The following is an 11,642-nucleotide window of genomic DNA, read 5'->3' on the forward strand; positions in this document are numbered from 1 at the left end:
TTTTCCGTACGGCGCCCCGCGCACGTCGTAGAGTTGCGCGCACGCCATCCACCAAGATCGACCGATACGAGGCTCCTACCGTGCGCCGACGCTCACTCCTCCTCTCCGTACCCGCTGGACTGGTCACGCTCGCCGGATGCGGTGACGACGGCAAGTCAGACACGGCGAAGTCCAGCAAGACCCCGTCGCCCTCGGCCTCGGCCGCGGCGTCCGCTCCGCCTCCGCCGAAGATCGTCGACGGTCCGCTGCCGGCGATCACGGCCGGTACGAAGTTCGGTGAGAAGCCGACCGTGGCCAAGGGCACGGGTGAGCCGTCGAAGGACCTCGCGGTCCGGACGGTGATCGCGGGCAACGGGAAGACGGTCGCGGAGAACGACTACATCCAGGCCAATTACCTGGGTCAGATCTGGGCCACGGCGAAGGTCTTCGACAACTCCTACGACCGGGGGACGCCGCTGGTCATCCAGCTGGCGCAGGGCGGCATCATCGACGGCTGGCGTTATGGTCTGGTCGGCAAGAAGACCGGCAGCCGCGTCGAGATGGCGGTGCCGCCGACCTGGGGTTATGGCTCGGAGGGCAACGCGCAGGCGGGTATCAAGGGCACGGACACGCTGGTGTTCGTGGTGGACATCGAGGACACGTTCAACTCCAAGAGCTCCGCCAAGGGCAAGAACGTGCCGCAGGAGGACGCCTCGCTGCCGACGGTCGGCACGAACACGGACGGTGCCGCTCCCAAGATCACGGTGCCGAAGAAGGCCGCTCCCACGAAGCTCGTGGCGAACTACGTGATCGAGGGCGACGGCGACGAGGTCAAGGCCGACAGCAGTGTCCTGGTGCAGTACGAGGGTGTGCTGTGGGACAGCGGCAAGGAGTTCGACTCGACGTACAAGCGGGGTCAGCTGACGTCGTTCTCGCTGCAGCAGGTCGTCAAGGGCTGGGCGCAGGGGCTGACCGGCAAGAAGGTGGGCAGCCGTGTCCTCATCGTGATTCCGCCGGCTCTGGGCTACGGCGACAACCCGCCGGCCGGCAGCGGTATCAAGAAGGACTCCACTCTCGTCTTCTCGGTCGACATCCTGGCGAAGATGTAACCCTCCGGGGATGCGAGACTGTCCATGTTGTCCTTACGTACACAAAGCAGGAGCAAAGACGTGAGCATCGAGAAGCCCGAGATCGATTTCCCCGAGGGCCAGCCGCCGGTGGACCTTGAGATCAAGGACATCTGGGAGGGCGACGGCCCCGAGGCCAAGTCGGGTCAGAACGTCACGGTGCACTACGTGGGTGTGTCGTTCAGCACGGGTGAGGAGTTCGACGCGAGCTGGAACCGGGGCGCCCCGTTCAAGTTCCCGCTCGGTGGCGGCCGTGTCATCAAGGGCTGGGACCAGGGCGTGCAGGGCATGAAGGTCGGTGGCCGTCGCCAGCTGACCATCCCCGCCCGCCTCGCCTACGGCGACCAGAGCCCGACCCCGGCGATCAAGCCCGGTGAGACGCTGATCTTCGTGGTCGACCTGATCGCGGTCTGATCACGGCGTACTGGATCCGATCCGGATCGGATCATCTGGGGCCCATGTCCGTCCGGGCATGGGCCCTCGGCTTTTGCCGCGACACCCCGGAGCGGTACGGTCATCGGTCGGAAGCACCATAGGAAGGGCGTCGATGGCCATTGCCAAGGCCGAGCGGCTGATGAACCTCGCACTGTGTCTGCTCGGGACGCGGCGGCCGCTCAGCAAGCGGGAACTCCGCGGGTCCATCGAGGCCTACCTCGAAGCCGGATCGGATGACGCCTTCAACCGGATGTTCGAGCGGGACAAGGACGATCTGCGCGAACTCGGCCTGGTCATCGAGACGGTGGAGAACCTCGACGGCGACGTCGGCTACCTCGCCCGCCGCGACAGCAACCGCCTGCCGCCGATCACCCTCGACGCCGAGGAGGCCGCCGCCCTCGGTCTGGCCGCCAAGGTCTGGCAGCAGGCACGGCTGGCCGGGGCCGCGAGCGGCGCGCTCCAGAAGCTGCGCGCCGCGGGTCTGCCCGAGGACGTGGACCCGTACGGGTCCCACGGCGCCCTCGAACCGCACATCCCCGTCCACGAGGCGGCCTTCGAGCCCCTGATGCTCGCCTGCCGCGACCGTCGCCCGGTCGTCTTCGACTACCGCAAGGCCAACGCGGCGCAGCCCGGGACCCGGCATGTCGAGCCCTGGGCCCTGGAGTGCTGGCGCGGCCACTGGTATCTCGCGGGCTGGGACCGTGACCGCGGCGCCGAGCGCGTCTTCAGGCTCTCCCGGATCACCGGCAAGGTCCGCGCGCGTGCGGGCCGCTACACCGCCGAGGTCCCCGACGTCGTGACCGTGCGCGAGACGGTGGCCGGCTGGGCGGGGGAGATCACCGACCGCTCCGCGCTGATCCGGCTGCGTTCCGGCGCCGGCTACCCGCTGCGCTCCAAGGCCGTCTCCGTACGGGAACTGGGCGACGGCTGGGACGAGCTGGAGATTCCGTACGGGCACGGTCTGGACGCCTGGCTCGTCGAGTTCGGGCCGGACGTGGTGGTCTTGGAGCCCGCCGAACTGCGGGCCGATGTGGTCGACCGGCTGCGCGCCGTGGCCAAGGGCTGAGGGGAAAAGTAAGAAAGTGGCAGGAAAACCGGCCAGGCCCACGAACGCGATCGACCAGACCCGGCGGATGCTCTCGCTGGTGACGTATCTGCGCGAGCGCCCCGGCGCCCGGGTCGGTGATGTCGCCCGCGCCTTCGGGATCACCGAGGACGAGCTGATCTCCGACCTCGACGTGCTGCCGCTGTGCGGGACCAGTTTCCGCGGCGGGGATCTGCTCGACATCGACACCGACGGCGACCGGATCTGGTGGCACAACCCGGACGACGTCGCCGAGCCGCTGCGGATCGCCGCCGACGAGGCGACCGCGCTGCTGGTGGCCGCCCGCGCGGTGTCCACCCTGCCCGGCCTGCGCGAGGGCGACCGGCAGGCGCTGCTGCGGGCCACCGCCAAGGTGGAGGCCGCCTCGGGCGAGGCGGCGGGTGCCAGTTCCCGGCTCTCGGTGACCTTCGAGTCCGAGGGCGGCGTCTTCGCCGACGTGGACCGGGCGATCTCCGAGCGGCGCCGGCTGTGGATCCGCTACTACTCGCCCTCGCGGGACGAGCTGAGCGAACGCGAGATCGACCCGATCCGCCTGGTCAGCGTCGGCCACACCTATGTGGAGGCCTGGTGCCGCCGCTCCGAGGCGCGCCGGACCTTCCGGCTCGACCGGGTCGCCGAGATCCGCATCCTGGACGAGCCGTCCGCGCCGCCCGAGATCGAGCTGCGGGACCTGTCCGAGGGGCTGGTCCAGCCCGCGGCCGAGGATCCGGAGGTGGTCGTCGAGGTGAGTCCCGGCGGACGCTGGGTCGCCGAGTACTACCCGCACGACAGCGCGGATGAGCTGCCGGACGGCGGGCTGCGTATCACCTTGCGGACCCCCGATCCCACGTCGCTGCGGCGGCTGGCCCTGCGTCTCGGCGGTGACGGCCGGATCGTCTCGCCGCAGGCTCTCGCGGACAGCGCCCGCAGCGCGGCCCGCGAGGCGCTCGCCGCCTACGACGGGCCGGACGGGCTCGGGGCGGTCCCGGACAGGCCGTACGAAGGGCGGGAGCAGGGGATTTGAGGACGTCGTCTGGTGCGCAGGGAAGGCCGGGGAGCCCGGAGAAGCCGGGTTCCGTGCGGCGGGCGGGGGCGCCGGGGCGCGCCGGGTCGGCCACGGGTACGGCGGGACGGGCCGGATCGGCTCCGGGCGTGCCGGAGATGTCGGTGGGGACGGCCTTCGCCGGGATGCGCCGGGTGGTCGAGGTGATGTTCAAGGCCGCCTGCCCCGACTGCCGGGCCGGCTTCGAGCTCACGCCCGGTGCCCTGCGCCTGGCCATCGGCGCCAGCAGCCGCACGACGTTCTACTCGTTCACCTGCCCCGCGTGCGGGTCGGCCGTCCGCAAGCCCGCCGGAGAACGCATCGTCGAACTCCTCACCGGGGGCGGGGTCCGCACGCTGCGGCTGCACTCCACCCTCTAGGACCTGTCCCCTCCGGGACCTGTCACCCTCTGGGACCTGCCCGGGGTACTAGGGTCGGCGTCATGTTCTGGCCGATGTTTGCGATCGCCGCGGGTTTCCTGGGAATCACGGTTCTCGGGGTTCTCGCCGTCCGTGTCTTCCTGGAGGCGGAGCGTCTGGGCCGCCAGGTCGCCGATTCCGCCCGCCGTATCAGCTCAGCCTCCGACGACCTGGAAAGAGCCGCGGTCGGTGCGGCACGTTCCATGGACGCGGTATGAGTCGTTCCATGGATAAGCAATGCGTCACGCCAGCCTGTCGACTTGTCACGGCGGCCAGGTACCCTCAGGGGCGCAGCCCGGAGAACGAGGCGCGGGCCGCGAACTGGGAGTACGCACAGGGATTGCCCCGCGTTTACCCCTGAGCGTTACGATCGCTGACATCACGATGACCGGACACACGTCCGATCGATCGGCCAGCACCCCGACCATGCAGCCTCGGTGAGAAGGTAAAGACTTATGTTCGGAAGGCTCGGAGCTCCCGAGATCATTCTCATCCTCGTCGTCATCATCCTGCTGTTCGGCGCGAAGAAGCTTCCGGACATGGCGCGCTCCCTCGGCAAGTCCGCCCGGATCCTCAAGAGCGAAGCCAAGGCGATGAAGGAAGACGGCGGCACCACCACCCCGGCCCCGGCCGGTCCGCCGAGCACCGATGAGCAGACCCCGGCTCAGCGCACCATCCAGGCGGCCCCCGGCGACGTGACCAGCTCGCGCCCGGTCAACGAGCCGACGGACACGACCCAGCGCTGACGCAGGGCCGGTGATCTCCGGCCCGCCGCACGAGATGAGGATGTGGGTTGCTCACGTCTGCCCGCAACACGGAGAAGGACCCCGAGGGGCGCATGCCACTCGCGGACCATCTTCGCGAGCTCCGCAACCGGCTCGCGAAGGCGGTGCTGGCCATCGTCCTCGTGACGGTCGTCGCGGCCTTCTACTACAACGACATCATCAACTTCTTCACCAAGCCGGTCCTCGACTCCGTCGGGTGCCCGGAGACGTTCGCCGAGCTGGCGAAGCAGCCCAAGAACCACCAGTGCGCGCAGATCACCATCAACGGTCTGCTCGCCCCGTTCACCCTGGCGCTGAAGGTCTCCCTGATGGCGGGCGTCGTGCTCGCCTCGCCGGTCTGGCTCTACCAGCTCTGGGCGTTCGTCGCCCCGGGTCTGCACAGGAGCGAGAAGAAGTACGCGTACGCGTTCGTAGGCACCGGCGTCCCGCTGTTCCTCGGTGGCGCGTTCTTCGCCTACAAGGTGCTTCCCACCACGGCGAAGGTCCTGATGGAGTTCACGCCGGAGGGCGTGGACAACCTCCTGCCGCTGGACGACCTGCTCGACCTGGTCACGCGCATGGTGGTCGTGTTCGGTCTCTCCTTCGAGCTGCCCCTGCTGCTGGTGATGCTCAACCTCACGGGCATCCTCACCGGCAAGCGCATGCTCGGCTGGTGGCGCGGCATGATCATCGGCATCACGGTCTTCGCCGCCCTCGCCACTCCCAGCACCGACCCGCTGACGATGCTCGCGCTCGCCGGGCCGATCTGGATCCTGTACTTCGCCGCGGTTCTCTTCTCCCTGCTCAACGACCGGCGCAAGCGCCGGCGCGACGAGTCCGGGCCGGCCGACGACGAGGCCTCCGACCTCGACCTCACGCCCGAGGACATCGGCGGCGTCGAGAACGTGACGACCGCCCCGACTCTTCCGGAGCAGGCCAGTACGGACCGGGTCAACGGTTATGACGACGTGACCTGACGGAGTCCGTGACCTCGTAGGGTCAGCCTGTGACCAGCGAGATCACCCTCTTCGTCAACCCCACCGCGGGCCGCGGCCGGGGCGCCCGAGCGGCGCTGCCGGCCGCTTCCGCTTTGCGTGCCGCGGGATTCTCCGTCGAGACGGTCCAGGGCGAGGACCCGGTGGACGCCCTCGCGCGGGCGCGCGAGGCGGTCGCCGGCGGCACCGGCGCCCTCGTCGCGGTCGGCGGTGACGGCATGGCGAACCTGGCCCTCCAGGCCGTCGCCGGGACCCGTACCCCCTTCGGTCTGGTGGCAGCCGGGACGGGCAACGACTTCGCGCGCGCCCTCGGCCTGCCCGTGGGCGACCCCGCGGCGGCGGGACGGATGATCGCCGAGGCGCTGCGGGGCGAGAGGCTGCGCGAGGTCGACCTGGGCCGGGTGAACGGCACCTGGTTCGGCACCGTCCTCGCCTCCGGGTTCGACTCCCGGGTCAACGACCGCGGGAACCGGATGCGCCTGCCCGTCGGCCGTTTCAAGTACGACGTCGCCATGGTCGCCGAGCTGGCCGCCTTCCGGCCCGTCGGGTACCGCATCACGCTGGACGGCGGCGAGACGCTGGAGACCGAGGCGACGCTGGTCGCCGTCGGCAACGGCTCGTCGTACGGCGGCGGTATGAGGATCTGTCCCGGCGCGAGCCTCGGCGACGGGCTGTTCGACATCACGGTGGTCGGGGACTGCTCCCGCTCGACGCTGCTCAAGATCTTCCCGCGGGTCTACCGGGGCACCCACGTCGGCCATCCCGTGGTGAGCGTGTACCGGGCGGCCCGGGTCGAGCTCCTCGCCGAGGGCGTCACCGGGTACGCGGACGGCGAGCCGCTGGGCCCGCTGCCGCTCACCGCGGAGTGCATACGGGCCGCCGTGCGCGTCGCACTTCCCTGAGCTGCGGGGATCCGGGGTTTCACAGCCGCTGATACGGATAATGATCGTCCTTGTGTCAGTGCCTCCCGGTAGTCTCGAAAGCACGATGACAGAGGACCTCTCACCGGCCGAGCGGTACGCGGCAGCACGCAGGCGCGCTGCCGAGCAGGCCACCGCGCTCGCCTCCTTCCGCGAGATGTACGACTTCGGCCTCGACCCCTTCCAGATCGAGGCCTGCCAGGCCCTCGAAGCGGGCAAGGGCGTGCTGGTGGCAGCGCCCACCGGCTCGGGCAAGACGATCGTCGGCGAGTTCGCCGTCCACCTCGCCCTCCAGCAGGGCAAGAAGTGCTTCTACACCACGCCGATCAAGGCGCTCTCCAACCAGAAGTACGCCGACCTGTGCCGCCGGTACGGCGCGGACAAGGTCGGTCTGCTCACCGGCGACAACAGCGTCAACTCCGAGGCACCGGTGGTCGTCATGACCACCGAGGTCCTGCGGAACATGCTGTACGCGGGCTCGCAGACCCTCCTCGGTCTCGGCTACGTGGTGATGGACGAGGTGCACTACCTCTCCGACCGCTTCCGCGGCGCCGTCTGGGAGGAAGTGATCATCCATCTCCCCGAGTCGGTGACCCTGGTGTCACTGTCGGCGACGGTGTCGAACGCGGAGGAGTTCGGCGACTGGCTGGACACCGTGCGCGGCGACACCCAGGTGATCGTCTCCGAGCACCGGCCCGTCCCGCTGTTCCAGCACGTGCTGGCCGGACGGCGGATGTACGACCTCTTCGAGGAGGGCGAGGGCCAGCGCAAGGCCGTCAACCCCGACCTCACGCGCATGGCGCGCATGGAGGCGAGCCGTCCGTCGTACCAGGACCGCAGACGGGGCCGCGCGATGCGCGAGGCCGACCGGGAGCGGGAGCGCAGACAGCGCTCGCGGATCTGGACGCCGGGCCGGCCCGAGGTCATCGAGCGGCTCGACGCCGAAGGGCTGCTGCCCGCCATCACGTTCATCTTCAGCCGCGCGGCCTGCGAGGCGGCCGTGCAGCAGTGCCTGTACGCCGGTCTGCGGCTGAACGACGACGCGGCGCGGGCGCGCGTGCGTGAACTCGTGGAGGAGCGCACCGCCTCCATCCCGGACGAGGACCTGCACGTCCTCGGCTACTTCGAATGGCTGGAGGGTCTGGAGCGCGGCATCGCGGCCCACCACGCGGGCATGCTGCCCACGTTCAAGGAGGTCGTCGAGGAGCTCTTCGTCCGCGGCCTCGTCAAGGCGGTCTTCGCGACGGAGACCCTCGCGCTGGGCATCAACATGCCTGCCCGTTCGGTGGTGCTGGAGAAGCTCGTCAAGTGGAACGGCGAGCAGCACGCCGACATCACGCCCGGCGAGTACACCCAGCTGACCGGCCGGGCCGGCCGCCGCGGCATCGACGTCGAGGGCCACGCGGTCGTGCTGTGGCAGCGCGGTTTCAGTCCCGAGCATCTGGCGGGACTCGCGGGCACCCGCACCTATCCGCTGCGCTCCAGCTTCAAGCCCTCGTACAACATGGCGGTGAACCTGGTCGAGCAGTTCGGCCGGCACCGCTCGCGCGAGCTGCTCGAGACCTCGTTCGCGCAGTTCCAGGCCGACAAGTCGGTCGTCGGGATCTCCCGGCAGGTGCAGCGCAACGAGGAGGGTCTCGAGGGCTACAAGGAGTCGATGACCTGCCATCTCGGCGACTTCGACGCCTACATGGGGCTGCGGCGCGAACTGAAGGACCGCGAGACCGAGTTGGCCAAGCAGGGGATGTCGCAGCGCCGTGCCGAGGCGGCCGTCGCCCTGGAGAGGCTGAAGCCGGGTGACGTCATCCATGTGCCGACCGGCAAGTACGCGGGACTGGCGTTGGTGCTGGACCCCGGGCTGCCCGCCGGCCGCTCGAACGGCCACCGGGGTTTCGAGCAGCACGACGGGCCGCGTCCGCTGGTGCTGACCGCCGAGCGCCAGGTCAAGCGGCTGGCCTCGATGGACTTCCCGGTGCCGGTCGAGGCGCTCGACCGGATGCGGATCCCCAAGTCGTTCAACCCGCGTTCGCCGCAGTCCCGTCGGGACCTCGCCTCCGCCCTGCGCACCAAGGCCGGGCACATCGTGCCGGACCGGCACCGCAAGAAGCGCGCCGAGGCGGCCGACGACCGTGAGATCGCCCGGCTGCGCACGGCGATCCGCGCGCACCCCTGCCACGGGTGCAACGACCGTGAGGACCACGCCCGTTGGGCCGAGCGGTACCACCGGCTGCAGCGTGACACCTCGCAGCTGGAGCGCCGGATCGAGGGCCGGACGAACACCATCGCCCGTACCTTCGACCGGATCGTCGCCCTGCTCACCGAGCTGGACTATCTGCGCGCCGACGAGGTCACCGAGCACGGCAAGCGGCTCGCCCGCCTGTACGGCGAACTCGACCTGCTGGCCAGCGAATGTCTGCGCGCCGGAGTCTGGGACGGACTCTCCCCGGCCGAACTGGCCGCCTGCGTATCGGCGTTGGTGTACGAGTCGCGGGTCGCGGACGACGCGATGGCGCCGAAGGTGCCGTCCGGCAAGGCCAAGGCCGCGCTCGGCGAGATGGTGCGCATCTGGGGCAGGCTGGACGCGCTGGAGGAGGACTTCGGGATCAACCAGACGGAGGGCGTGGGCCAGCGCGAGCCGGACCTCGGCTTCGCCTGGGCCGCCCACGAGTGGGCCTCGGGCAAGGGCCTGGACGAGGTGCTGCGCGAGGCCGAGATGCCCGCCGGTGACTTCGTGCGCTGGTGCAAGCAGGTCATCGACGTCCTCGGCCAGATCGCGGCCGCCGCGCCCGTCTCGGGCGGCGAGAGGTCGACGGTCGCCAAGAACGCCCGCAAGGCGGTCGAAGCCCTGCTGCGCGGAGTGGTCGCCTACTCGTCGGTGGGCTGACGAGCCGCGGGCCGGCGCCCGCGAAGTGATCCGGGCGCCGGAGCCGACCTGGCCGGTGGTGTGCCGTCTTCCCGTCGGGGGAGGGGCACGCCACCGGCCGCACCCGTCTCAGGAGCTCCGGCGGGCGGCCCGGCGCCCACCCGGCCGGGTCGGGGCAGGCGCCTTCCCGCCGGTCCGCTCCGGGCCGGGTGCCGTGAGCGGCTCATGCGGATCGCGTGGCCCGGGCGGGTCACCGGTCCCGTTCGCGGCCGAGGTACCCGCGCCAGCCGCCGTAGGACGTGATGTCGGGCGCTTCGGCCAGTGCGCCGGGTTCGCACAGGAAGCCGGGCACCTGGGTGCCGTCGGCCAGTTCGACGCTGCCCAGCGTCATCGGGCGGGGGAGTGCCGCCAGCAGCCGGCCCAGGCCGTCCGCGGGCAGGCTCCACACCTCGGCCTCGACAGCGGCGCCGCCCGCGCCGACATGGACGAGACCCGGCTTCGGCGGACTGGTCGCCAGGGCGTGCAGCCGGTAGACGGCGGCGGTGGTCGTCGTACGTTCGAGGCGGGCGCCCAGGGAGAGCAGCTGGGCGTTGAGCGGCTGGCCGGACAGGTGCGCCCCCACCACGGCGAGGCGGGTCTCCGGTTCCAGGAGGCGGGCGATCCGTGCGAGCCGTTCGTCGGTGAACGCCGGGCCGATCAGCATCACGCCGAAAGGACCTCCCGCGGGTGTCCGCCCGGCCGGCACGGCGACCGCCGCCAGGTCGAACAGGTTCGTGGAGTTGGTGAAGCGGCCCAGGCGGGCGTTGGCGCCCAGCGGGTCGGCGGCGACCTCGGCGAGCGTGGGATGGCCGGGCGTGGTGGGCAGGAGCAGCGCGTCGGCGTCGGCCAGTTCCGCGAGGGCCCGGGTGCGCAGGGAGGCCAGGCGCTCCTGGTCCGCGTAGAGCTGGTGGGCCGGGATGTCCCGCGCGCGGGTGATGATCCCCGCGACGGTCGGGTCGAGCCCGGCACCCCCCTCGGAGATCAGCTTGTCGACAAAGCTTCCCACCGCGGTGTAGCGCTCGGCGACGAAGGCGCCCTCGTAGAGCATCGCGGCGGCCTCGGTGAACGGGGTGAGGTCGAGGGGGCGCACCTGTGCCCCGGCGGTGATGAGCCGGTGCGCCGCCGCCTCGTAGGCCTGCGCCCAGCCCTCGTCCAGTTCGCCGAGCTGCGCTGTCGGCGGGACGGCGACGCGCCAGGGGCCGGGCGCGCGCTGTGCCAGGGGCGGCAGCTCGCGCCCGGAGGGGGACGTCAGACGGGCGAGGGCCTGTTCGGCCTCCGGGAGGGTGCGGGCGAACACGGTCACGCAGTCCAGGGAGGCGCAGGCCGGGACGACGCCGGTCGTCGGCACCAGGCCGCGGGTCGGTTTCAGGCCGACGATGCCGTTGAACGCGGCGGGTACGCGGCCGGAGCCGGCGGTGTCCGTGCCGAGGGCCAGGTCGACGATGCCCAGGGCCACCGCCACGGCCGATCCCGAGCTGGAGCCGCCGCTGATCCTTTCCGGGTCCAGGGCGCCCCGGACGGCGCCGTGCGGCGAGCGGGTGCCGACCAGGCCGGTGGCGAACTGGTCCAGGTTGGTGGTGCCGAGCACGACGGCTCCGGCCGCGCGGAGGCGGGCGACCGCGGGGGCGTCGGCCTCCGGTGTGCGGGCGTAGGCCGGGCAGCCTGCGGTGGTGGGCAGGCCCGCCACGTCGATGTTGCCCTTCACGGCCAGGAGCCTGCCGGCGAGCGGGAGGCGTTCTCCGGCGGCCACCCGCTCGTCCACGGCACGGGCCTCGCGCTCGGTCTCCGCCCGGGGGCGCAGGTCGATCCAGATCTCGGGGCGGTCCACGGCCTCGATACGGGCGTACGCCAGTCGGACTCGGGTGAGGGCGGACATCGGAACTCCTTGTGCTGGGAGGGCGCCCCCGCCGACGGTCCGGTGGTCGTGGCGCGCACCCCGGCCCGCTCCGGATTCCCGCCCGGCGGACCGGGACTC

Annotated in this window: 11 protein-coding genes; 10 read left to right on the top strand and 1 reads right to left on the bottom strand. The window is 71.1% G+C overall.

The window, feature by feature from the left end:
- The first annotated feature begins 80 nt into the window (after positions 1 to 80).
- The 10 genes from ACFYW9_RS27320 (at position 81) to ACFYW9_RS27365 (ending at position 9,649) form a co-directional block, all read left to right on the top strand.
- Complete coding sequence (locus ACFYW9_RS27320; protein ID WP_389155438.1) at positions 81 to 1,088, top strand: FKBP-type peptidyl-prolyl cis-trans isomerase; 1,008 nt, start codon at positions 81 to 83, stop codon at positions 1,086 to 1,088.
- A gap of 60 nt (positions 1,089 to 1,148) precedes the next feature.
- A complete protein-coding gene (locus ACFYW9_RS27325) occupies positions 1,149 to 1,520 on the top strand; it encodes an FKBP-type peptidyl-prolyl cis-trans isomerase (protein WP_389155441.1) in 372 nt (123 codons plus the stop codon).
- 133 nt (positions 1,521 to 1,653) lie between these two features.
- Positions 1,654 to 2,607, top strand: a complete 954-nt coding sequence (locus ACFYW9_RS27330; RefSeq protein WP_351863969.1) for a WYL domain-containing protein — start codon at positions 1,654 to 1,656, stop codon at positions 2,605 to 2,607.
- 16 nt (positions 2,608 to 2,623) lie between these two features.
- Entirely contained in the window at positions 2,624 to 3,649 is a 1,026-nt protein-coding gene (locus ACFYW9_RS27335; RefSeq protein ID WP_389155445.1) for a helix-turn-helix transcriptional regulator, read from the top strand.
- Between the two features lie 137 nt (positions 3,650 to 3,786).
- Positions 3,787 to 4,047 carry a hypothetical protein gene (locus ACFYW9_RS27340; RefSeq protein WP_103553753.1) on the top strand — a complete coding sequence of 87 codons (261 nt, stop codon included), beginning with the start codon at positions 3,787 to 3,789 and terminating at the stop codon, positions 4,045 to 4,047.
- A gap of 62 nt (positions 4,048 to 4,109) precedes the next feature.
- Entirely contained in the window at positions 4,110 to 4,304 is a 195-nt protein-coding gene (locus ACFYW9_RS27345) for a hypothetical protein (protein WP_351863960.1), read from the top strand.
- A 237-nt stretch (positions 4,305 to 4,541) separates the two neighbouring features.
- Positions 4,542 to 4,832 (top strand): Sec-independent protein translocase subunit TatA, encoded by a 291-nt coding sequence (gene tatA, locus ACFYW9_RS27350; protein ID WP_387307587.1) that lies wholly within the window; start codon positions 4,542 to 4,544, stop codon positions 4,830 to 4,832.
- Between the two features lie 47 nt (positions 4,833 to 4,879).
- Entirely contained in the window at positions 4,880 to 5,827 is a 948-nt protein-coding gene (tatC, locus tag ACFYW9_RS27355) for a twin-arginine translocase subunit TatC (RefSeq protein WP_389155450.1), read from the top strand.
- Positions 5,828 to 5,856: 29 nt separating this feature from the next.
- Entirely contained in the window at positions 5,857 to 6,747 is an 891-nt protein-coding gene (locus ACFYW9_RS27360; RefSeq protein WP_389155453.1) for a diacylglycerol kinase, read from the top strand.
- Positions 6,748 to 6,787: 40 nt separating this feature from the next.
- Positions 6,788 to 9,649, top strand: coding sequence for a DEAD/DEAH box helicase (locus tag ACFYW9_RS27365; protein ID WP_389155456.1), 2,862 nt, complete (start codon positions 6,788 to 6,790; stop codon positions 9,647 to 9,649).
- A 229-nt stretch (positions 9,650 to 9,878) separates the two neighbouring features.
- Here the strand turns inward: ACFYW9_RS27365 and atzF are convergent, their stop codons facing one another.
- Positions 9,879 to 11,543, bottom strand: a complete 1,665-nt coding sequence (gene atzF / locus ACFYW9_RS27370) for an allophanate hydrolase (RefSeq protein ID WP_389155459.1) — start codon at positions 11,541 to 11,543, stop codon at positions 9,879 to 9,881.
- Between the last annotated feature and the right edge of the window lie 99 nt (positions 11,544 to 11,642).

Origin of the sequence: Streptomyces sp. NPDC002698 (assembly GCF_042888945.1) — a bacterium.
In the GTDB taxonomy this organism is placed as follows: Bacteria; Actinomycetota; Actinomycetes; order Streptomycetales; family Streptomycetaceae; genus Streptomyces.